This is a genomic window from Frigoribacterium sp. UYMn621 (assembly GCF_040549525.1).
Classification (GTDB): Bacteria; Actinomycetota; Actinomycetes; order Actinomycetales; family Microbacteriaceae; genus Lacisediminihabitans.
Map to the genome: position 1 here is coordinate 126323 of NZ_JBEPTM010000005.1, position 22817 is coordinate 149139.

A 22817-nucleotide genomic window follows, 5' to 3' on the forward strand; every position below is an offset into this window, starting at 1 on the left:
CTCCAGACTGTGATGATCACGGGCGTCGCCAGACGCGGCCGTCGCGGGCGAGAAGGTCGTCGGCTGACTTCGGGCCCCAGGTGCCGGGGCGGTACTGTTCCGGCTGGCCCTGGGTGGCCCAGAACTCCTCGATCGGGTCGAGGATCATCCAGCTGAGCTCCACCTCCTGGTGGCGGGGGAAGAGCGGCGGGTCGCCGAGTAGGACGTCGAGGATCAGTCGCTCGTAGGCCTCGGGGCTCGCCTCGGTGAATGCGTGGCCGTAGCCGAAGTCCATGGTGACGTCGCGCACCTGCATTCCGGCGCCGGGTACCTTCGATCCGAAACGGATCGTCACCCCCTCATCCGGCTGTACACGGATGACGAGGGCATTCTGGCCGAGTGCCGAGGTCTGGCTCTCGGCGAACAGATATTGCGGCGCGCGCTTGAAGACCACCGCGATCTCGGTGACCCGACGCCCGAGGCGCTTGCCGGCGCGAAGGTAGAACGGAACCCCCGCCCAGCGGCGCGTGCCGATGTCCAGGCGGATCGCGGCGAAGGTCTCGGTGAGGGACTGCGGATTCATGCCGTCTTCCTCGAGGAATCCGACCACCTTCTCCCCGCCCTGCCAACCGCTCGCGTACTGGCCGCGGGCCGTCGAATTCGAGAGATCCTTCGGCAGGCGGATGGCCGAGAGCACCTTCTCCTTCTCTGCGCGCAGGTCCTTCGCCGCGAACGAGACGGGCTCTTCCATCGCCGTCAGCGCCAAGAGTTGAAGGAGGTGGTTCTGGATGACGTCGCGCGCGGCGCCGATACCGTCGTAATAGCCCGCACGACCGCCGACGCCGATGTCCTCTGCCATGGTGATCTGCACGTGGTCGACGTAGTTGGCATTCCAGATGGGTTCGTACAGCTGGTTCGCGAAGCGGAGCGCCAGGATGTTCTGGACGGTCTCCTTGCCGAGGTAGTGGTCGATGCGGAACACGGAGTCCGCGGGGAACACCGATTCGACGACATCGTTGAGTTCGCGGGCGGTCTTGAGATCACTCCCGAAGGGCTTCTCGATCACGACACGGCGCCATGCGCCATCCACCTCGTCGGCGAGTCCCGAGCGACGCAGCTGCTCGGTGACCTGCGGGAACGACTTCGGCGGGATCGAGAGATAGAAGGCGTGGTTGCCCATCGTGCCACGCGTCTTGTCGAGCTCTTCGAGGGTGCTCTTGAGCTCGGCGAAGGCCTTGTCGTCATCGAACTCGCCCTGGACGAAACGGATGCCCTCGGCCAGCTGCTTCCACACGTCCTCATCGAAGGGGGTACGCGCATACTGCTCGACCGCATCGTGCACGACCTTGGCGAAGTCCTGGTCGACCCAGTCCCGGCGCGCGAACCCCACGAGCGCGAAGCCCGGAGGGAGCAGGCCGCGGTTGGCGAGGTCGTAGACCGCCGGCATCAGCTTCTTGCGGGCGAGGTCACCCGTCACTCCGAAGATGATCAGGGCGCTCGGTCCGGCGATCCTGTTGAGACGGCGGTCGGAGGGCAACCTCAGCGGGTTGAACTCCGGCGTGATTTCCACCGGGGACATTCGACTCCTAGCGAGTTCGTATCGAGGGCCGGCCGGGGTCAGGCGATCGCGCTGAAGAGCGCCGCGAGATCCTGTGCCGGGTCCGTGAGGGTCAGGGTGAGTACCGGACGACCGTGGTCGGCGAGCACGCTGGCATCACCGGCAGCCTGTGCCTGGATGAGATAGCCGTAGGAGAAGGGGCTGTCCGGGATCTCCAGGTCGGCCGGAGCCGTCGCGGTGATCTGAAGGAAGACCCCGGTCGCCGGTCCGCCCTTGTGGTACTGGCCGGTCGAGTGCAGGAAGCGCGGACCCCAACCGAAGGTCACCGGGCGCCCGGTCTTCTCGGCGAGGATGTCGCGGAGCTTCGCAAGTTCGATATTTGCGTGGCGGTCGACGTAGGCCTGCACCGCAAGGTAGCCGTCGGCACCGATCTGCGCGAGGAGCGCATCGATCGCTGCGGACACGGAATCCGCTCCACCGAGCAGTTCGGTCGATCCACGCACCTCGATGCCGTCAGCGGTGAAGGCGGGCGAGACGGTTTCGGGGCGCGCGTCCAGCAGGGCGCGTGTTGCGATCTTGGCGGATTCGACATCCGGCTGGTCGAAGGGATCGATGCCGAGGAGTCGACCGGCCACAGCGACCGCGTATTCCCAGACGAGCATCTGCGCGCCGAGCGTTCCACTGATCTCGATCTCTCCGTCGCGCACCTCTTTGGTGGCGCGGGCGCTCTCGACCAGGCGCACGATCTGCACATCGTCGAGGTTCTCGGTGAGCTCGGGGGAGTGCAGGTCGAGCACGACGGGGAGCAGGCCCTTGCCGCTCTTGCCGGTGGATTCCGCGATCAGCTGCTCGACCCAGTCGCCGAACCCGACGATGTAGGTTCCGTCGGCGACGATACCGACCTTGTCCTTGAGCGGGACGGTCCCCGCGATGGCGGCACCGAGGACGAGTCCCGGGTTGTCGCTGCGGTCGACCATCAGCTGGCCGGTGACGGCTGACGCCTCCGCGAGAAGTGCGCGGATGTCGACACCGGCGAGGCCGGACGGCACGAGACCGAAGGCGGTGAGGGCCGAGTAGCGACCGCCGACGTTCGGGTCGGCGTTGAACACGCGGTAGCCGGCCGCGCGGGCGGAGGCATCCAGTGGTGAGCCCGGGTCGGTGACGATGACGATCCGCTCGGCCGGGTCGATACCGATGCCGCGGAAGGCCTCTTCGTAGGACTTGCGCTGACTCGCGGTCTCGAGGGTCGAGCCGGACTTCGAGGAGATGACGACGGCGGTCGTGTCGAGGCGGTCGGCGAGAGCCGCCAGGATCTGTCCCGGGTCTGTGGAGTCGAGAATGGTCAGTTCGACCCCGGCGGTTCGGGTGATGACCTCTGGCGCGAGCGAGGATCCGCCCATCCCGCCGAGCACGATGTGGTTGACGCCTGAGGCATGGAGCTTGTCACGGAGCGCGATGATGTCATCGATCAACGGTTCGGAGATGACGACAGCCTCGGTCCAGCCGAGACGCTTGCCGGCCTCTGCCTCGGCATCCGTCCCCCACAGCGTGGCGTCCTGATCGGCGATGCGGGAGGCGACGAGGTCGCTGACCAGCTGCGGCACGATGCGGTCGACGGCTTCCGCTGCGGCGCCGCTCACCGTGATGTCGAAGCTCACTTCGCCACCTCCGCGTTCGCCGACTCGAGGGCCGCGGTCACCGTGTCGAGGAGTTCGTTCCAGGAGACGATGAACTTCTCGACGCCCTCCTTCTCGAGCAGTGCCGTGACCTCCTCATACGAGATGCCCAGCGCGTCGAGCGAGTCGAGCACCGCGTTTGCGTCGTCGTAGTTGCCGGTGACCTGGTCTCCGTCGATCACGCCGTGGTCGAAGGTGGCCTCGAGGGTCTTCTCCGGCATGGTGTTCACGACGTTCGCGACGGCCAGCTCGGTGACGTACAGCGTGTCGGGCAGCGTCGGGTCCTTCACTCCGGTGGAGGCCCAGAGCGGTCGCTGCACGTTCGCGCCCGCTGCGATGAGGCCCTTGGCCCGCTCGCTGTCGAAGGCCTGCTCGAAGACCTGGTAAGCGAGGCGGGCGTTCGCGATGCCCGCCTTGCTCTTCAGCGCGAGGGCTTCCGGAGTGCCGATGGCGTCGAGGCGGTTGTTGATCTCGGTGTCGACTCGCGAGACGAAGAACGACGCGACCGAATGGATGGTCGACAGGTCATGTCCGGCCGCCTTGGCGTTCTCGAGGCCGGTGAGGTAGGCATTGATGACCTCGCGGTGGCGCTCGAGACTGAAGATCAGGGTGACATTCACGCTGATGCCCGATCCGATGGTCTCGGTGATCGCCCCGAGGCCCTCGACGGTCGCGGGGATCTTGATCATGGCGTTCGGTCGCGCGACCTTGGCCCAGAGCTGCTTGGCCTGGTCGGAGGTCGCGGCTGCGTCGTGCGCGAAGCCCGGTTCGACCTCGATCGAGACGCGTCCGTCGCGGCCATCGGTCGAGTCGTAGACCGAGCGGAAGATGTCGCTGGCACTCGCGACGTCATCGGTGGTGATCTCGAAGACGGCTTCGGTGACGGTCTTGCCCGCGGCAGCCAGTTCGGCGACCTGGGCGTCGTAGGCCTCGCCCTTGGCGAGCGCACTGGCGAAGATCGTCGGGTTCGTTGTCACGCCGACCACGTTGCGGTCGGCGATCAGTTTCTGCAGGCCGCCGGAGTTGATCCTCTCGCGCGAGAGGTCGTCGAGCCAGATGCTCGTACCGACGGCGGAGAGGGCGGCGGTGGGGGTGTTCTCAGTCATGTTCGTTTTCCTTATCTTTCGACGCCTAGACGGCGGCGATCGAGTCCTTGGCGGCGGAGATGGCGTGCTCGGTGGTCATCCCGAACTCACGGAACAGCGTCTTGTAGTCGGCCGATGCCCCGAAGTGCTCGATCGAGACGCTGCGGCCGGCGTCGCCGACGTAGGAACGCCAGGTGAGGTCGCGTCCCGCTTCGATGGAGACCCGCGCCTTCACGCTCTTCGGAAGCACGGACTCGCGGTATTCGTCGGACTGTTCCTCGAACCATTCGAGGCACGGCGCCGACACGACCCGGGCATTGATGCCCTCGGCCTTGAGCTGCTCGCGGGCATCAACGGCGATCTGCACCTCCGAGCCGGTCGCGATGAAGATCACGTCGGGAGTGCCGTTCGGTGCCTCTGCCAGCACATAGGCGCCCTTGGCCACATGCTTCGCCGCGGCGAAGGTCTCGCCGCTGGCGACATCGTCTCCTCGCTCGAACACCGGGATGTTCTGACGGGTGAGCGCGATTCCTGCGGGTCCCTTGCGACGCTCGAGGATCGTCTTCCACGCCCACGCGGTCTCGTTGGCGTCTCCGGGTCGCACGATGTCGAGATCCGGGATGGCCCGGAGCGCCGCGAGCTGCTCGATGGGCTGATGCGTGGGTCCGTCTTCACCCAGCGCCACCGAGTCATGGGTCCAGACGTAGATGGTCGGCGCCTTCATCAGTGCGGCGAGGCGCACGGCCGGACGCATGTAGTCGCTGAAGATCAGGAAGGTTCCCCCGAACGGGCGGGTGTTCCCATGAAGGACGATGCCGTTGAGGATGGCTCCCATGGCGTGCTCGCGGATGCCGAAGTGCAGGACACGGCCGTACTTGTTGCCGGTCCATTCGTGAGTGGAGTGCTCGGCGGGCACGAAGGACTGCGCGCCCTCGATGGTGGTGTTGTTCGACTCCGCGAGGTCGGCGGAGCCACCCCACAGTTCGGGGATCACCGGTCCGAGTGCGTTGAGCACCTTGCCGGAGGCCGCACGGGTGGAGACCTCCTTGCCCGCCTCGAACACGGGCAGAGCCTCTTCAACGCCCTCCGGCAGGTCGCCGGAGAGGATGCGGTCGAGAAGCACCTTGCGGTCGGGGTTGGCCACGGCCCAGGCGTCGAACCGGGTGTTCCACTCGGCGTGGGCGGCCTTACCGCGGTCGACGGCCTTGCGGGTGTGGGCGAGAACTTCCGGGTCGACCTCGAAGGTCTTCTCCGGATCGAAACCGAGCACCTCCTTGACGGCGGCGAGCTCCTCGGCACCGAGCGCCGATCCATGGATCTTGCCCGAGTTCTGCTTCTTCGGGCTCGGCCAGCCGATGATCGTCTTGAGGATGATGAGGGAGGGCTTTGAGGTCTCACCCTTCGCCGCCTCGATGGCGTCGTTGAGGGCGGCGATGTCCTCGACGTACTGCCCGGTCTTCTTCCAGTCGACCACCTGCACGTGCCAGTGGTAGGCCTCATAGCGGGCCTTGACGTCTTCGGTGAAGGCGATGTTGGTGTCGTCCTCGATCGAGATCTGGTTGCTGTCGTAGATCGCGATCAGGTTGCCGAGCTCCTGGTGGCCGGCGAGAGATGACGCCTCGCTCGTGACGCCCTCCTGCATGTCGCCGTCACCGGCGATCGCATAGACGTAGTGGTCGAAGGGGCTGGTGCCCGCTTCGGCGTCCGGGTCGAAGAGACCGCGCTCGAAGCGGGAGGCGTAGGCGAATCCGACGGCCGACGACAGGCCCTGGCCCAGCGGACCGGTGGTGATCTCGATTCCGTCGGTGTGACCGTACTCGGGGTGGCCGGGCGTCTTCGAACCCCAGGTGCGCAGTGCCTTCAGGTCGTCGAGCTCGAGGCCGTAGCCGCCGAAGTAGAACTGCACGTACTGCGTGAGTGAGGAGTGCCCGACGGAGAGGATGAAACGGTCGCGACCGATCCAGGTGCTGTCGCTCGGGTCGCGGCGCATGACCTTCTGGAAGAGGAGGTAGGCGGCGGGGGCGAGGCTCATAGCGGTGCCGGGATGTCCGTTCCCGACCTTCTCGACGGCATCCGCCGCCAGGATTCGAGCGGTGTCTACGGCGGTGTTGTCAATGGGATCCCATTGGAGAGCTGCCACGAGAATTCGACCCTTCTGTTGCGTACGATGTCTGTCCCGGGTGGGTCACACCGCCTGAGGTAAATACACATGCTCGCCTGACGACATCGGCAGAGCTGTGGGCAGACCGAAGCGACGAATGAGGTCGGCGGGGGCTGGGGGCACGGCGTGCGGGCACTGACAAGTATAGAGAAAGCCGTGAGCGAGCGTTCGAATGCGTCCCTGTGCGGCAGGGGGGTTGACAGGACCTCCCAGCCGGGGCGCTTACACTAATCAGCGGATGCGATCGGGTGTTAGAGGAGCAATGGACGTAGCGGTAGAGACTCGGCAACCGAGCGAGCGCATCGGTCTTGCCCGCAAGTCGAAGGCGTATTTCGCCCTGACCAAGCCGCGCGTCATCGAGCTGCTCCTCGTGACGACCGCGCCGGTGATGATCCTGGCGCAAGGCGGCATCCCGAACCTCTGGCTCGTGCTGTGGACGCTGGTCGGCGGAGCTTTGAGCGCCGGGTCGGCCGGAGCATTCAATTGCTACATCGATCGCGACATCGATCGAGTAATGAAGCGGACGAGTAACCGTCCACTGGTCACCGGGGAGTTGAGCGACCGGGAGGCCTTCGTCTTCGCGTGGGTCATCGGGGCCGCATCGATCGCGGTGCTCGGGTTGCTCGTCAACTGGCTAGCCGCAGCACTGTCGCTCGTCGCCATCCTGTTCTACGTGCTCGTGTACACCCTCGTGCTCAAGCGCCGCACCCCGCAGAACATCGTGTGGGGTGGGGCCGCCGGCTGCATGCCAGTGCTCATCGGCTGGTCCGCCGTCACCGGCTCGCTCAGCTGGGCTCCGGTCATCCTCTTCGGAATCGTGTTCCTCTGGACGCCACCCCACTACTGGCCTCTCTCGATGCGCTACCGCGCCGATTACGCCTCGGTGAACGTGCCGATGCTCGCCGTGGTGCGCGGCCGCACGGTCGTCGGCCTGCAGGTGGTGCTCTACGCGTGGGCGACAGTGGCCTGCTCCCTCCTCCTCATCCCGGTTGCGCACATGGGGATCCTGTATTCCGTCGTCGCTGTCCTGGCCGGCGGATGGTTCGTGTTCGAGTCGCATCGCCTGTACGCCATGGCTATCCGCCACGACACCGTCAAACCGATGCGGGTCTTCCACAGCTCGATCAGCTATCTCACGCTGCTCTTCCTCGCTGTCGGGATCGACCCTCTGCTCGCGCTCGTGCGCTGACCCCCATCTCTCGGAGGACCGACCCATCGTCACCCCATTCACCTGGCTGGCCAGCCGGTACAGCCTCGGCCCCCGTGCACTGCGCTGGGGCACGACGGCGGCACTCGTGGTCAGCGTCTTCATCGTGCTCACCGGGGGAGTGGTACGCGTCACCGGATCCGGACTCGGCTGCCCGACCTGGCCCGCCTGTGAAACCGGTTCGTTCACCACCACGCCGGAGCTGGGCATCCACGGCTTCATCGAGTTCGCGAACCGTGCCCTCACCGGAATCCTGATCATCGCGGTCGGCTGGGCGATCGTGGCGGCGCGCCTGCAGAAGCCGCGCAACCGCACCCTCACCCGCCTGGCCTGGTCGCAGTTCTGGCTGGTCATCGCCAACTCGATCGCGGGCGGCATCTCCGTGCTCACCGGACTCAACCCCTACGTCGTCGCGATGCACTTCGTTTTGGCGATCGCGCTTCTCACGACGACGACACTCACCTGGCACCGTGCGCGGCAGGCCGTCGCGCCGACCGAGGTCCCCGCGGCGGCGGCGGGGCGCGCTTCCGGAATCCTCAGCGTCTTACTGGTCGCGGTCACCCTCGTGCTCATCGTGGTCGGAACCCTGGTGACCGGCTCCGGACAGCACTCGGGTGATTCCGCGGATGTGCCGCGCATGGGCTTCGTCTGGCAACAGGTCGCGATCGTGCACGGGGTGCTCGGAACAGCGGTCATCCTGCTCGCTCTCGCGCTCTACGCGTCCCTGCGGGCGCGGTCGGACACGTCCCTTGCACGACGCCGGGTGATCGCCTTCGTCGTCGTGACGGTGGCGCAGGCCGCACTCGGACTGCTGCAGGCGAATATCGGAGTGCCCGCCGCGCTCGTGGCCATCCACGTGCTCGGTTCTGCACTGGTGTGGGTCGGCGCGCTTCGGGTGCTGCTGGATGTGAACCCCGGGCTGTTCCGCACGGTGCGATCGCAGGTGCTCGCGACCCCGATGACGGCGACTCTCCGCTGATTCGCAACCCGCTGCCTGTAGAATCGAGTACGCAGTAAGCACTTGGGCCACCGTGTCGGCGTCGATACGCGAGGCGTCTCCGCTCGGCAGTTAGTGTGCCGGTGGGGATCCGCCGCCGGTGGGCGTGCGGGGGAATGCCCTCGCTCCTCCTCCGGTTGTCACAGGGGCAGGAGCGGTGCCAAGGAATTTTGCACCAGAGGTTTTGTCAAAGGAAGTGGGAAACTATGTCGGACATCCTGATCGACCGTCCCGAACTGGAAAGCCTGGGTATCTACGAGTTCGGCTGGTCCGACTCCGACGTCGCCGGAGCATCCGCCAAACGCGGTATCTCTCCCGAGGTGGTGGCAGACATCTCTGGCCTCAAGAGCGAACCGGAATGGATGCTGAAGAACCGCCTGAAGGCGCTTGCCCTCTTCTACAAGAAGCCCATGCCCGCCTGGGGTGCGGACCTCTCCGGCATCGACTTCGACAACATCAAGTACTTCGTGCGCTCCACCGAGAAGCAGGCCCAGACCTGGGACGATCTGCCCGACGACATCAAGAGCACCTACGAGAAGCTGGGAATTCCCGAGGCCGAGCGACAGCGCCTCGTCTCCGGGGTCGCCGCCCAGTACGAGTCAGAGGTGGTCTACCACACGATCAACAAGGACCTCGAAGAGCAGGGTGTCATCTTCATGGACACCGACACGGCCCTCAAGGAGTACCCGGAACTCTTCAAGGAGTACTTCGGCACGGTCATCCCCGCCGGCGATAACAAGTTCGCGGCGCTGAACACCTCGGTGTGGTCGGGCGGCTCGTTCGTCTACGTACCGAAGGGCGTTCACGTACAGATTCCGCTCCAGGCCTACTTCCGCATCAACACCGAGAACATGGGCCAGTTCGAGCGCACGCTGATCATCGCCGACGAGGGTTCCTACGTCCACTACATCGAAGGCTGCACCGCGCCGATCTACAAGTCGGACTCCCTCCACTCCGCCGTGGTCGAGATCATCGTGAAGAAGAACGCCCGCGTTCGGTACACGACGATCCAGAACTGGTCGAACAACGTCTACAACCTGGTCACCAAGAGGGCGATCGCCCATGAGGGCGCGACGATGGAGTGGATCGACGGCAACATCGGTTCGAAGGTCACCATGAAGTACCCGTCGATCTACCTCGTCGGGGAGCACGCGAAGGGCGAGACCCTCTCCGTCGCGTTCGCGGGACCCGGACAGCACCAGGATGCCGGCGCCAAGATGATCCACATGGCTCCGTACACCCAGTCATCCATCGTCTCCAAATCGATCGCCCGGGGCGGTGGCCGCACCGGCTACCGCGGCGAGGTGCGGATCGCCGAGGGCGCCCACCACTCCGCGAACACCGTGCGCTGCGACGCCCTGCTCGTCGATGCCATCTCGCGCTCCGACACCTACCCGACGACGGATGTCCGCGAGGACGACGTGCAGATGGGCCACGAGGCGACTGTCTCGCGGGTGAGCGCCGAGCAGCTCTTCTACCTCCAGTCGCGCGGGATGCCGGAGGACGAGGCCATGGCGATGATCGTGCGCGGGTTCATCGAACCGATCGCCCGCGAACTCCCCATGGAGTACGCGCTCGAACTCAACAAGCTCATCGAAATGGGCATGGAAGGCAGCGTCGGCTAGGTGTCTGTTCCTACTCAAACCGTGCCCGAAACGGTCACCACGGGTTCTGCCTCAGCGCCCGATCACTCCCGCCTCGGCTCGAAGCAACACAGCGACGGCGGCTGGGGTCTCGTACCCGTCCAGGTGCGTTCCGCGCGCTTCGCATCCTTCGACGTCGCCGACTTCGAGTCGGTCACCGGGCAGGAGGCGGAGTGGAAGCACACCCCGATCGCCCGGGTTCAGCCACTGATCGATGGCACCCTCGATCCGGACATTCAGCCTTTCACCGGTGTCACCGCCTCTGGCGACGCAGCGCTGGTCGAGTGGGTTTCGCGCGATGATTCCCGCATCGGTCGCGCCGGCAAGCCGGAGGAACGGGCGTCGGCGAACGCCTGGAGCGCGTTCGAGTCGGCACTCGTCGTAACCGTCACGGGAGAGCACTCCTCCGAGGTGACCGTGACCCGGTCCGCCCTCGGAGCCACCCTCCGGGCCGCGCACACCGTGATCCACGCCACGCACCACAGCGTCGGCACTGTCGTCTTGCAGAACAGCGGTGACGCTCTTCTCAGCGAGAACGTCGAGATCATCCTCGACGAGGGTGCCCAGCTGACGGTCGTCACCGTGCAGCAGTGGGAACCCACCGCCGTCCATCTGGCGAGCCACTTCTCGGAGATCGGTCGCGACGCGAGGCTCAAGCACGTCGTCGTCTCGCTCGGCGGATCCGTCGTGCGCATCAATCCCTCGACGCATCTCTCGAGCGAGGGCGGGGATGTCGAGCTCTACGGCGTGTACTTCGCCGACACCGGCCAGCACCTCGAACAGCAGGTCTTCGTCAACCACGATGCTCCGAACACGAGGTCACGCGTCAGCTACAAGGGCGCCCTTCAGGGTGCTGGCGCCCACACGGTCTGGATTGGCGACGTGCTCATCCGACCCACCGCCGCCGGAACCGACAGCTACGAGCAGAACCGCAACCTGCTGCTGACGGATGGCGCGCGGGCCGACAGCATCCCGAACCTCGAGATCGAGACCGGCGACATCGCCGGCGCCGGCCATGCGAGTGCCTCTGGACGCTTCGACGACGAGCAGCTCTTCTACCTCCAGGCCCGCGGAATCCGGGAAGACGAAGCGCGGCGACTCGTCGTGCGCGGCTTCCTCTCCGAGATCGTGCAGAAAATCGGTCTGCCTGAACTCGAAGAACGCCTCCAAGACGCCATCGAAGCCGAACTCACCGTAAACGAAGCCTGACCCCGAATGAAAGAGCCTGCAGTGACCATCAAGATCTGTGCCGAAAGCGACATCGAACTCGGCTCCGCAGTGCGCGTCGTGATCGACGGCACCCCCATCGCCGTCGTTCGTGACTCCGCTGGGGCGGTGCATGCCATCGGTGACACCTGCACGCACGGGGACATCTCCCTCGCCGAGGGTTTCGTCGAAGACGACACCCTCGAGTGCTGGGCGCACGGGTCGAAGTTCTCGCTGATCACCGGCAAGCCGATCACTCTCCCGGCCTACGAAGCGGTGCCCGTCTTCGCGGTCTCCATCGTGGACGGCGACGTCTTCATCGATCCGACCCCCGTGGTCGCCTCCTAACCCCCAAGGAATTCACACCATGTCAGTACTCGAAGTCACCGACCTCCACGTGAGCGTCGAAACCGAACAGGGCACCAAGCAGATCCTGAAGGGCGTCGACCTCATCGTCAACGAGGGCGAGATCCACGCGATCATGGGACCCAACGGCTCGGGAAAGTCCACGCTCGCCTACACGATCGCAGGTCACCCCAAGTATCACGTCGAGAGCGGATCCGTCACCCTCGACGGCCAGGACCTCCTCGCCCTGCCCGTGGACGCCCGTGCCCGTGCCGGCCTCTTCCTCGCGATGCAGTACCCGGTGGAGATCCCCGGAGTCGCCGTCACGAATTTCCTGCGCACTGCCAAGACGGCGATCGATGGTGTGCAGCCGTCCATCCGCACCTGGACCAAAGAGGTCACCCAGGCGATGAAGGACCTGCGGATGGATGCCTCATTCAAGGACCGCAACGTCAACGAGGGTTTCTCCGGCGGCGAGAAGAAGCGCCACGAGATCCTCCAACTCGAGCTGCTCAAGCCGAAGTTCGCCATCCTCGATGAGACCGACTCCGGCCTCGACGTCGACGCGCTCAAGATCGTCGCGGAGGGTGTGAACCGGGCCAAGGAGAACACCGGTCTCGGCCTCCTCCTGATCACCCACTACACGCGCATCCTTCGCTACATCACCCCCGACTTCGTTCACGTCTTCGTCGACGGACGGGTTGCGGAAGAGGGCGGCGCGGAGCTGGCCGATCGCCTCGAAAATGAGGGCTACGATCGCTTCCTCGCCCCCGCGAGCCTAGGCTAGGGCGATGGCTGTCGCACTCGCTCCCGCTCTCTTCGACCAGGTGGAAGAGGCGCTGAAGGATGTCATGGACCCCGAGCTCGGGGTCAACATCGTCGACCTCGGACTCATCTACGACCTCACCTGGGACGACGAGAACGACGCGCTCATCATCAGCATGACCCTCACCTCGGCCGGCTGTCCTCTCACCGATGTGATCGAGGAGCAGACTGCGCAGTCTCTCGACGGGGTAGTGGAGCAGTTCCGCATCAACTGGATCTGGATGCCGCCGTGGGGCCCAGAGAAGATCACGGACGACGGTCGCGACATGATGAGGGCCCTCGGCTTCTCGATGTAACAGCGGGCTTCCCCCGCGTAACCCCGTCCTTCTCATTTTTCCCTTGAGCACCACCGGGTTGATAGACCCCTCGGACTGGGTGGTGCGGCATGACTGCGTCGGCTGGTCTTCGCCTGTAGCGTTGAGGCGGTGGGGAACATATCGGGCATTATCGGAAACTCCGATGAGCGGCGTCGTGAGCGTCTGCGACGCTCGATTGCACAAAGTCAACTCCTGAACGCCGCTGCCATGCTGCTCATGACCTGTTTCGTCGTTGTCGTGCACAGTACCTCTCTAGCCGATCCTTTATTTCTTTGGGGCCTCGCGCTTGAATTCGTAGCCACGGTCGTCGCGTTGCTCATAACGTGGACTGAGAGGAACTCTCGCTGGGCGACACTCTTGCCCATCACCAACATTTTGGCGATTTTCCTCATCCGCGAGGGCGCACCCCAGTTAAGTGCGGGGTTACTATTCGTGTTGCCAGTGATCTGGATGTCGCGACGGAATGGTATCGCCGGCACAATCGGCAGCGTCGTACTGATTGCAGTCCTCATCTGGACCGGAGCGATCTTCAATGACGCACCGACCAGCGGTCTCGCGCTTGTTGGACTTTTTCTGCTGCCGATGACCCTCGCCTTTGTGGCGACCGCTACCTACTTCACCGCTCGGCATAGCGCCAGCCAGCGAATTCTGCTGCAGCAGCAGGCGCAGCTTGTCGAGCGAGCATTCGCCCGCGCTAGCTCCCAAGAGCGCTTGCGCAATGAAATCCTCAACGCCGTGAACTTCGGAGTCATAGCCCTGGATCGCAATGGACTTCTCATCCTGATGAACGATGCCCATCAGAAGTCACTCAGTGAGTTTGATGCACCGGCCGGAGTGATCGTACATCCTGTGGTGTACGGGCCAGACCGCGTCACCCGTCTATCTAACGTCGAGAGACCCCTTGCCCGCGCGATAGCCGGTGAGTCACTCGACGGGGAGATCATCTGGATAGGCGAGCCCGGCTCTCGCCGGGAGGCGTTCTCCGTCAGCTCGCGACCCCTCACGGGCTCCGATGGTCGGTTCGATGGTCAGGTCGTGGTTGTACGGGATGTCACCCGGGAACTCGACGCCATCAAAGCGAGAGACGACCTGGTCGCCTCCGTGTCTCACGACCTGCGCACCCCTATCACCTCTATTCTCGGCTACCTCGAGCTAGTGCTCGAAGACGACGAAATCGATGAGGAAAGCCGGAAGATGGTTGGCATCGCCCATCGCAATTCGGAGCGATTGTTCGCTCTCGTGTCAGACCTGATGCATGCCGCCAGTGAGTCGGATCCGAAGCCCGCCATGACTTTCTTGCCATACGACCTCTCCTACACTGTCGACGAGGCCGTCGAGTCTCAGCGCCCGATGATGGAGGGTCAAGGGCTGCAACTCAACACAGATATCGAGACGCCGGTACTCTGCGTGATCGACCCCTTACGAATACGTCAGGTGCTCGACAACCTGTTGACCAACGCGGTCAAGTACAACAGTGAGCATGGAGAGATCGGGGTAACCCTGCATGACGACGGCTCGACGGTGCGCATTGCGGTCTCGGACACCGGTTTGGGGATATCCGACGACGATCAAAAACAACTGTTTCAGCGTTTTTTTCGCACCGAAACCGCTCGACTCTCCTCTGTGCACGGCTCAGGACTCGGTCTCAACATCTCGGCCGAAATAATAAAGGAACACGGAGGAGAACTCGTCGTGTCGAGTGTCGTGGGAGTGGGCAGTACATTCGAGATCACCCTGCCGTCACTTCGTAACCCCGTCCCCAACATCCTTACCGAATCCTCCGGGAGTACCCGATGATAGCCATCGACTCGAGCACGATCGCCCTGGTCGAGGGCCTTGTTTTCATGACCACCGGCGTAACTTTCATCTTGACAACTGTGATGGGGCGCGCAAACGCCGTCGGTAGAGTGTGGAGCGCAGCGTTTGCCCTGGGAATCCTCTCCGTGATTTGTTTCGCGGTGACCGGATTCTCTACCGACAGCCTCCGTATGATCAACGCAATCGGCTGCGCTGCGCTCGCCGCAGCACTCTGCGTGCTCTGGAGCGGATGCCGCGTTGCCAACCAACACCGCCCGCTCTCCTGGGTGGCAGCGATCGCCGGGGCCTTCGCCGGGAGTGTCGTCTACTTCGACGATGCGAGCCTCGGCACCTGGGCCGGCTCTTTGCCATTCTTTAGCCTGATCGCGGTCCTTACCGCACTTTCCGCCGTCGAGAGCGTTCGTGGCCGATTGCTCCGGGACATTAACGCCTCGGCTCTCACCATTGTGTTCGCACTAGCTGCGGTCTATTACGCCGTGCGCGCGTGTATCGTCGCTATCTTCGGCACGCAGTCGTCGATCTTTCTCGTCTGGTTCGGCACCTCGACAACCGGACTGGTCATCATCGTGCTCATTCTGGTTGCCGGTATCAGTATGACTGCGCTTCGCAATACACTCCCCGAGGGGGCCATCGATGTCCCCGCGGGCGATTCGGGGATCCCCGGAGTGGCCACCCTCGGGTTGTTCGAGCATCAGCTTCACGACTGGCTTCGGCAGGGGCGAATCCTTCGAATCCCGCTCATGATCATGTTGCTCGACGTTGACGACCTGGCCCACCTCAATCGGGTTTTTGGCCACGAGTTCGGTGATATCGCCATCCGTGCGGTCGGTCGCTCAGCCTGTGAGAATGCGCCGCTCGGTTCGATCGTTGGCCGCCTGTCGTCGCGGCGCTTCGCTGTGTTGTCGACCGCACCATCTCATGTTGACCCGCGCAAGGTTGCGGAACAACTTCAGAATGCGTTGGTCGAATCTCCTATTGACACAGTGACAGGTATCCGTGCTGTCGCGACGATCGGTGTCGCAACCACGGCGGCGATCGGCTACCAACCCGCGGGCCTGCTCGCCGCTGCCGCTCGCGCACTCGATGCGGCCAGGGCAGCAGGCAGTGGCGAAATCATGCTCGACCGGGCTGCTCAACCGGCCGAATGATCCGAAGCCCGATTCGCTACCCGCGTCATCGGGCGATAGCGATGGTGAGCGTGTCGGTCGCGGTCTGCTTGGCGTACTGAACCGAGGTCGGGGTAGTTTGCAGAAGCAGCTCGTACGTGAGGTCCAGAGTGACCGAGGTCGCTTTCGGATCAAGCGCGGGCAGCACAAAAGTCTGGCTATAGCTGTACGGTGATTTGATGAGGTACCCGGGGGAAATACTGGCCTGGTCCGACAGCGTGGCTGGCGAAGGGAGGGCCTTGCTCCCTGCCATGACAGCCACGACTGCGCTCACCTTGGAGAGGTAAACCTGCTGGCCGTCGTCCGGTGTTAGCGCGCCTGTGAGCGAAAAACTCAACGGCTTGTTCGCACCGGCCGTCCACGACTTCATCGCGAGGTCCGACCAGTAGTCCACGGTGACACCGATGGTTCCCGCCTCGAGGAGACGGCGAGTCGATCCCGATGCGAGATCATTTTTGATCATCGTGATGGTTCCGCTTGGAGAGGGTTTCGGAGTCCCGCCGGCTCCAGCCTTCTCCCACGGAGGTGTGCCGCAGGCAGTCAAGGAAAGCAAAAGAAGGGATGTGGCAATCACCACAGCCGGTTTTATCCTCTTACGGGTGTACTTGGAACGCCTATGCATGATGTTTCCCCCTCAAGAAGACACTACCTCCGCGTCGATTGACCAATTGTCGATCGAGCCCTGATTCTCCACAATGCCGCGCGAACGGGGGGTGAGGATATTGGCCGCGGAGTGCAAAGATGGAGAGGTGATCAGATCTGTCCACCCTTGCCAAACGGAAAGCCCGTATCAGATCAGGAACGAGTGCTCGCAGCCATGACGATCTCTAAGCCGGATTCGCCATCCGAACCAGGCGCGTCGATGGTGCCGTATCGCACGAACTATGTTCAGTACTCCGCAGAGGTGTCTCCGCAGGCGATGGACTTCATCGCGAGTGTCGAGAATATCCGGGTTGAGCGTACGACCATCGGCTGTGTCGTTCCCGCTTACAACGAGGCCGAGTCGATTGCTGAGGTTATCGAATCGCTGCTAGCGCAGACCCGCATGCCGGACGTCATCCACGTCATCGTCAACAACACCACCGACGACACGGTGAAGATCTCGAGTGAGTACGCCGGCCCGCACACTCGCACAGTCGATAACGTCGAGTACAGCACAGAGGTATACGTCCATGACATCGGCGTCAATCGAGACAAGAAAGTCGGAGCGCTCAACTACGGTTTCACACTCGTCGAAGGATGCGATTATCTGCTCGGCGTTGACGGAGACACCACAGCAGCTCCCGACGCCGTCGCCGCACTCGAAGACGAGATCAATTCTGACACCCGCATCGGTGGCATTTCTGCCATCTTCAGCATCGACGATTCGAAGCAGCACGGACTCATCGCCCCGTTTCTCATTGCTGGCCAACGCACTCAGTTCGCCGCCTTTAATATGCAGAACATGTTGCGCGGTCGCAATATGGCCGTGCTCGGTGGTCAATTCTCTATTTTTTCGGTTCGCGCCCTCACGCAGGCCATGATCGACAACCACCAGTCGACCCCGTGGGTGAAGGACAGCGAGGTCGAAGACTCACTCCTCTCGCTTCAGATCAAGAGCGCCGGCTACCTTACTAAGATCAGCGCGCAGGCGCGAGCGGATGTCGGCGGAATGACCACGCTACGCGGCCTCGATGCGCAACAGGTCAAATGGAACTTCGGCGCAATCGAGCTGATGTGGCCCGGCCAACGTGGGGACACGAAGGGCCAACCCCTCCATCCGAATCTCCGTCTTCGCTGGATCGAGAACTTCTCGATGGCGATAAACGGGGTCACACGCATCCTCTTCCTTGTTCTACTTGTCGCGTCTCTGTCGATCCATGCGTTCGTGTTCAGCCCGATTTGGCTGATTCCACCGGTCGTCGCGGTGCTCCTGAACCTGCGTATTGCCTACTCGATGAAGAATCGCAACTGGAGAGATTTTGTCTTTGCCGGGCTGATTTTCCCCGCGGAGATCTATATGATCGTGCGGCTCGGGCACTTTCTCCGGGCCTGGACAAAGTTCCTCAGCCGCAAACAGGTCGACAACTGGGCAGCCCAGGCGAAGGCAGAACGAGGCTCAGGCAACGCGCACCTCGCCCCCATCTTCATCCTTGTGCTGGCAACCGCAGTGCTGGTGTTCACCTGGTTCCAGGTGTCGAGCGTGGTTCAGTCGTCGATCCTGTGGATTGCCTGGCCCGTACTTGGTGTAATCACCTTCACGCAAACTCTCACAATGGTTGCGTCACTCCTGCGTCGTCATCGCGGTTACAAAGTCTGAGCGGGGTCGATGGCCTGGGAACCGATCACATGATCAGAGACCAGCGTTAAGAGATCAGATGCTATCGTCGTGGGTCGCGCGATAGCCGACGGCACCCACAACCTCGATCCAGCGCGGATCGGCCGTGTTCTCACCCAACTTCTTTCGCAGACTGCCGATAAGAACATCGATGGCACGCTTTTCCGCGTCGCTGACGAAGTGGCTCGTGACGAAACTCTCGCGGCGAAGCAGCAACACCAGATCGGGTTTGGTGCGCACGCGTCGTCCAGACCCCAGCAGTGACGACAGCAGATCGAATTCGCTCCGAAGCAGGGGAGTGTCGTGACCGTCGACCTGTACGCTACCGGAACTGGTATTGAGGGTCAGACCGTTGTGCGTGATCCAACCTTGTCGTGTATCTTCTACCGGAAGCAGATCACCCTCCAGCTCAGGCTCGACCGCGTCTGCCTCGGCGTGGTTGGGCTCGGCCGGGGCCTTTTCTGCCAGAGTCGGTCGCACTGGAGTGGGCTCAGTAAACGAAGTCTCCGCGTTTGTCGGCACAGCACCGTGCACGATCGGTTTTGATATCGGCTCCTGCCGAGCCTGGCCGTGGAGTGCCGACGAAGTTATCGGAGCGAGCGGAGCATCATCGACAGTGGACACGCTCGGGTTTTCCGCGACGATTGCACGCGGACGTCGCAGAAGAGCCTCGATGCGGGCCCTGACCTCACGCGGGCGGAATGGTTTCGAGATGTAGTCATCCGCACCGGCACGCAGCCCCTCCAGGATGTCGATCTCGTCTTGAAGGGCAGTGACCATCACGATGTATCCATCGCTGAAGGTGCGAATGCGTCGAGCAACCTCGAAACCGTCCATACCCGGCATGTTCACATCGAGTGTCGTAATGATCGGGTTGTACTGACGCACCGCCTCGATGCCATCCGGACCGTTGCCGGCGGCGATCACATGGAATCCTGCTTGCGTGAGGATCGCCTCGAGAAGGTGACGAATGTCCACCTCGTCCTCGACGATGACGGCCGTACGGCGTTCTTCCCCATTCCCCATATCAGCCATCGTAGCAATCTGGCGGGGAACCCACGCAGTGCGACGCGAGTCGATTGCCCGATCTCGCGGGCGGGTCCTGCGGCTCTGGTCTCAGCTACCGAGTCCGAGGAGTTCGAGCGCGCTCTGAGCCCACCATTGGCCAGCGGCGGGGCCACCATTGCAGGTACCGTCACTCTCACCCGGTGGTTTGATCCACAAATCGCCGTCGTGCGCGTTGTTCGAGTGGTCGATACTCGGGGTGGTACCTATGCGGCGGCCGGGGGGATTACACCAGTCGCCATTCGACCCGGCGCCGTTGCGGGAGACATCGATGATGTAATGGGCACCACCGGTCAACTTGCTGACGGTGCTAGCGTAATTGCGCTCGCGCTCGGTGGCGTTGTAGTTCGAGACGTTGGTTGCGAAACCGCGCACCGAGCTGACGCCGGCACGATTCAGGAGATCGGCCATGGTCGCAGCGGGAAGCCAGTTCGAGTGACCACCATCCAGGTAGACCTCGGGGCTTGTGCCCGAAAACTGGGAGGCGGCGTTGCGCACCTCGATTATTCGAGCATCCTGCTCACCGCAACTAGCGCTTTGCGCGAGGGAATCGGGCTCTAAGACCACGATGCTCTTGCTGCCCTCCACACCTTTGGCAATGGCGGCCACCCACGCCGGATAGCTCGCTTGATCGAGCCCACCACTCGACTGGCTGCCACAGTCACGATTGGGAATGCCGTACACGACGAAACTCGCGACATCCTTTTTTGCCGTCGCGTCACGAACGATTCTCGCAACAGAGGTTTCGACGCTGACGGTCGGATACTTCTCGGGCGTGAGCCAGATCGCTGTAGGGGTGTGAGCCAGAGGGGCGAAGGTTACCGCCACGCTCGGATCAGCCATACTCGCTCGGGCCGCGGAGGAATCTGGATCTACGTACAGTCCCTTGCCGGCAAGAAAGCTCGGAGCAGCATTCGAGGCATCGGCCGAGCCGGGTCGAACGGCAGCGCCGGAACCGCCGAATGCCTTGGCCACAAGCACGGTACCGAGGCAGACTACGGCAACGCTCAAAAGAACTATCGAAAGAGTCAAGGCGGGACGGCGAGGCCTCTCAGAGCGACTCATGGAATCCTCTGTGGAATTAATGACATAGGGAGCTCAGATGCAGGACGGTACGACGAGTCAGCGATGGTGGGGCTTAGCGGAATCGGAGCGTGTGATCCCGAACCAAGCCAGTCGGATGAACCCTGCGGCCAAGAGCGCCTTGACAATCCCACCGAGCACGAAGGGGTACAGACCTGCCGCGAGAGTCTGTTCAAGGTTGAGACCGAGCGAGAATGCTAACCACGGGAGTCCAATGGCGAAGGTGACCAGGGTACCGGCGGCGAACGAGGCGATAGCACCGATGATGCGATGATCCCAAGCGCGCTGCGCGAGCCATCCTGTGAGGGCCGCAGCGAAGACGAAACCGACGATATAGCCTCCGGTTGGGCCGGCGACAACGCCTAAGCCGTGTGTCGCATCGCTGAAAACCGGCAAACCGATGATTCCGAGCACCGCGTACAGCAACATCGCGATCGAACCACGCGCGGCACCTAAGGTACTTCCCACGACCAGAACGGCAAGGGTTTGCCCGGTGATCGGAACGGGCCACAGCGGCACGGCGAGCTGGGCTGCGACAGCGGTAAGGACTGCTCCCGCCACAATGAGCACCACATCTGTAGCGATACCGCGGGTGAAGACACGATCGGCAAGAGTGGAGCGGCCGGTGGCCAGCGTGAGGGTGCTCATTCGTTCTCCTTGTGCAACAGGGGGAATAGACCGACAGGCCCACGTTTTATACTAGAGGCCTCTCCCTCCCTCCCGTCGTCGTCAGATGACACAAACAATTGGACTTTGCCTGTGCTCAGCGTGCACGACCTCGAACTGCGTGTTGGCGCACGCATGCTCATGGAGGACGTCACCTTCAGAGTCGAACGCGGAGACAAGATCGGCCTGGTGGGCCGAAACGGAGCGGGCAAGACGACGCTGACGAAGGTGCTCGCCGGCGAGGAACTCGCCACCGGCGGCACCATCGATTCGACGGGTGAGATCGGCTACCTGCCGCAGGATCCGCGATCCGGCAACCCGGAGGATCTCGCCCGCACCCGCATCCTCGATGCCCGCGGCCTCGGCCAGCTGGTGATCGGCATGGAGAAGACCGCGCTCGAGATGGGCGACTCCGACGAGAAGGTCGCCGCCAAGGCGATGAAGCAGTACGGCGAACTCCAGGACCGCTTCATGGCGCTCGGTGGATACGCGGCAGAGGCCGAGGCGGCATCGATCGCCAGCAACCTCAGCCTGCCCGACCGCATCCTCGACCAGCCACTGTCGACTCTCTCCGGTGGCCAGCGTCGCCGCATCGAACTGGCCCGCATCCTGTTCTCCGGGGCGGACACCATGCTTCTCGACGAACCGACGAACCACCTCGACGCCGACTCGGTCACCTGGCTGCGCGAGTTCCTCAAGAACTTCCAGGGCGGACTGATCGTGATCAGCCACGATGTCGAGCTCGTGGAGGACACCGTCAACCGGGTCTTCTATCTCGATGCCAACCGCCAGGTCATCGATATCTACAACATGAGCTGGAAGAACTACCAGCGCCAGCGTGCCGCCGACGAGGAACGTCGCAAGAAGGAACGCGTCAACGTGGAGAAGAAGGCCGGGGTCCTGCAGATGCAGGCGGCCAAGTTCGGAGCGAAGGCCTCCAAGGCCGCCGCCGCCCACCAGATGGTGCGCCGCGCGGAGAAGATGCTGTCGGGGCTCGACGAGGTGCGTGCCGTCGACCGGGTCGCCAAGCTGCGTTTCCCCGATCCGGCGCCCTGCGGACGCACGCCGCTCATGGCATCCAATCTCTCCAAGAGTTACGGCTCGCTCGAGATCTTCACCGCGGTGGACCTGGCCATCGACCGCGGATCGAAGGTGGTGATCCTCGGCTTCAACGGCGCCGGCAAGACCACCCTGCTTCGAATTCTCGCGAGCGTCGACCAGCCGGACACCGGCCAGCTCGAGCCCGGTCACGGCCTGCGCATCGGCTACTACGCGCAGGAACACGAGACCATCGATGTGAAGCGCACCGTCTTGCAGAACATGGTGTCCTCCTCACCGAACATCACCGAGACCGAGGCCCGTCGCGTCCTCGGCTCCTTCCTGTTCTCGGGGGACGACGCCACCAAGCTCGCCGGCGTGCTCTCCGGCGGCGAGAAAACCCGTCTCGCCCTCGCGATGATCGTGGTGTCCGGCGCGAACGTGCTGCTGCTCGACGAACCGACCAACAACCTCGACCCGGCCAGTCGGCTCGAGATCCTGGATGCCTTGGCGAACTACTCGGGCGCCGTGGTGCTCGTGAGCCACGACGAGGGAGCCGTCGAGGCCCTGAACCCCGAACGCGTGCTCATCCTGCCCGACGGCACAGAGGACCTCTGGAATCGGGACTACGCCGACCTGGTGGCACTCGCCTGAATTCTCGCGGC

19 protein-coding genes are annotated in these 22817 nt (G+C 63.4%); 11 read left to right on the forward strand and 8 right to left on the reverse strand.

All coding sequences use genetic code 11. The annotated features are described in order from the left end of the window. Positions 1 to 16: 16 nt before the first annotated feature. Genes zwf through tkt form a run of 4 tightly spaced genes read right to left on the reverse strand, consistent with a single transcriptional unit; the run spans position 17 to position 6438 of the window. Positions 17 to 1558 carry a glucose-6-phosphate dehydrogenase gene (gene zwf / locus ABIB54_RS10500; RefSeq protein WP_354575458.1) on the reverse strand — a complete coding sequence of 514 codons (1542 nt, stop codon included), beginning with the start codon at positions 1556 to 1558 and terminating at the stop codon, positions 17 to 19. A 38-nt stretch (positions 1559 to 1596) separates the two neighbouring features. Continuing rightward, positions 1597 to 3195 carry a phosphoglucose isomerase-related protein gene (locus tag ABIB54_RS10505; protein WP_354575459.1) on the reverse strand — a complete coding sequence of 533 codons (1599 nt, stop codon included), beginning with the start codon at positions 3193 to 3195 and terminating at the stop codon, positions 1597 to 1599. Next, on the reverse strand, positions 3192 to 4319 hold the full coding sequence (tal, locus tag ABIB54_RS10510) for a transaldolase (RefSeq protein ID WP_354575460.1): 1128 nt from the start codon (positions 4317 to 4319) through the stop codon (positions 3192 to 3194). Before tal ends, ABIB54_RS10505 begins: the two co-directional genes overlap by 4 nt. A 25-nt stretch (positions 4320 to 4344) precedes the next feature. Beyond that, a complete protein-coding gene (gene tkt, locus ABIB54_RS10515; RefSeq protein ID WP_354575461.1) occupies positions 4345 to 6438 on the reverse strand; it encodes a transketolase in 2094 nt (697 codons plus the stop codon). 283 nt (positions 6439 to 6721) lie between these two features. Between tkt and ABIB54_RS10520 the strand changes: the two genes are divergently transcribed. From ABIB54_RS10520 to ABIB54_RS10560, 9 genes are all read left to right on the forward strand, one after another. Next, positions 6722 to 7648, forward strand: a complete 927-nt coding sequence (locus tag ABIB54_RS10520) for a heme o synthase (RefSeq protein WP_354575462.1) — start codon at positions 6722 to 6724, stop codon at positions 7646 to 7648. A 106-nt stretch (positions 7649 to 7754) separates the two neighbouring features. Next, entirely contained in the window at positions 7755 to 8645 is an 891-nt protein-coding gene (locus ABIB54_RS10525) for a COX15/CtaA family protein (RefSeq protein WP_354575463.1), read from the forward strand. A gap of 224 nt (positions 8646 to 8869) precedes the next feature. Beyond that, on the forward strand, positions 8870 to 10288 hold the full coding sequence (gene sufB, locus ABIB54_RS10530; RefSeq protein WP_185203839.1) for a Fe-S cluster assembly protein SufB: 1419 nt from the start codon (positions 8870 to 8872) through the stop codon (positions 10286 to 10288). A 21-nt stretch (positions 10289 to 10309) separates the two neighbouring features. After that, a complete protein-coding gene (gene sufD, locus ABIB54_RS10535) occupies positions 10310 to 11515 on the forward strand; it encodes a Fe-S cluster assembly protein SufD (protein ID WP_354575464.1) in 1206 nt (401 codons plus the stop codon). Positions 11516 to 11542: 27 nt separating this feature from the next. Continuing rightward, a complete protein-coding gene (locus ABIB54_RS10540) occupies positions 11543 to 11860 on the forward strand; it encodes a non-heme iron oxygenase ferredoxin subunit (protein ID WP_370543708.1) in 318 nt (105 codons plus the stop codon). Between the two features lie 19 nt (positions 11861 to 11879). Further along, positions 11880 to 12644 carry a Fe-S cluster assembly ATPase SufC gene (sufC, locus tag ABIB54_RS10545; protein ID WP_354575466.1) on the forward strand — a complete coding sequence of 255 codons (765 nt, stop codon included), beginning with the start codon at positions 11880 to 11882 and terminating at the stop codon, positions 12642 to 12644. Positions 12645 to 12648: 4 nt separating this feature from the next. Next, the gene (locus tag ABIB54_RS10550; RefSeq protein ID WP_185203835.1) at positions 12649 to 12978 is read left to right on the forward strand and encodes a metal-sulfur cluster assembly factor; all 330 of its coding nucleotides are present in this window, start codon (positions 12649 to 12651) and stop codon (positions 12976 to 12978) included. Between the two features lie 129 nt (positions 12979 to 13107). Further along, positions 13108 to 14796, forward strand: a complete 1689-nt coding sequence (locus ABIB54_RS10555) for a sensor histidine kinase (protein ID WP_354575467.1) — start codon at positions 13108 to 13110, stop codon at positions 14794 to 14796. Further along, positions 14793 to 15965: a GGDEF domain-containing protein gene (locus ABIB54_RS10560; RefSeq protein WP_354575468.1), complete on the forward strand. Its 1173-nt coding sequence runs from the start codon at positions 14793 to 14795 to the stop codon at positions 15963 to 15965. Before ABIB54_RS10555 ends, ABIB54_RS10560 begins: the two co-directional genes overlap by 4 nt. A gap of 25 nt (positions 15966 to 15990) precedes the next feature. Here ABIB54_RS10560 and ABIB54_RS10565 read toward each other — a convergent pair whose 3' ends face one another. After that, entirely contained in the window at positions 15991 to 16560 is a 570-nt protein-coding gene (locus ABIB54_RS10565; protein WP_354575469.1) for a hypothetical protein, read from the reverse strand. 240 nt (positions 16561 to 16800) lie between these two features. On the opposite strand from ABIB54_RS10565, the gene ABIB54_RS10570 reads away from it, so the two are divergent. Beyond that, on the forward strand, positions 16801 to 18282 hold the full coding sequence (locus ABIB54_RS10570) for a glycosyltransferase family 2 protein (protein WP_354575470.1): 1482 nt from the start codon (positions 16801 to 16803) through the stop codon (positions 18280 to 18282). Between the two features lie 54 nt (positions 18283 to 18336). Here the strand turns inward: ABIB54_RS10570 and ABIB54_RS10575 are convergent, their stop codons facing one another. The 3 genes from ABIB54_RS10575 to ABIB54_RS10585 all read right to left on the reverse strand — a co-directional run bounded on the left by ABIB54_RS10575 (position 18337) and on the right by ABIB54_RS10585 (position 21096). Further along, the gene (locus ABIB54_RS10575; RefSeq protein WP_354575471.1) at positions 18337 to 19335 is read right to left on the reverse strand and encodes a response regulator transcription factor; all 999 of its coding nucleotides are present in this window, start codon (positions 19333 to 19335) and stop codon (positions 18337 to 18339) included. 81 nt (positions 19336 to 19416) lie between these two features. After that, a complete protein-coding gene (locus tag ABIB54_RS10580) occupies positions 19417 to 20430 on the reverse strand; it encodes a glycoside hydrolase family 6 protein (RefSeq protein ID WP_354575472.1) in 1014 nt (337 codons plus the stop codon). Between the two features lie 57 nt (positions 20431 to 20487). Continuing rightward, a complete protein-coding gene (locus tag ABIB54_RS10585; RefSeq protein ID WP_354575473.1) occupies positions 20488 to 21096 on the reverse strand; it encodes a biotin transporter BioY in 609 nt (202 codons plus the stop codon). 111 nt (positions 21097 to 21207) lie between these two features. Between ABIB54_RS10585 and ABIB54_RS10590 the strand changes: the two genes are divergently transcribed. Then, positions 21208 to 22806 carry an ABC-F family ATP-binding cassette domain-containing protein gene (locus ABIB54_RS10590; RefSeq protein ID WP_354575596.1) on the forward strand — a complete coding sequence of 533 codons (1599 nt, stop codon included), beginning with the start codon at positions 21208 to 21210 and terminating at the stop codon, positions 22804 to 22806. The last annotated feature ends 11 nt before the right edge of the window (positions 22807 to 22817 follow it).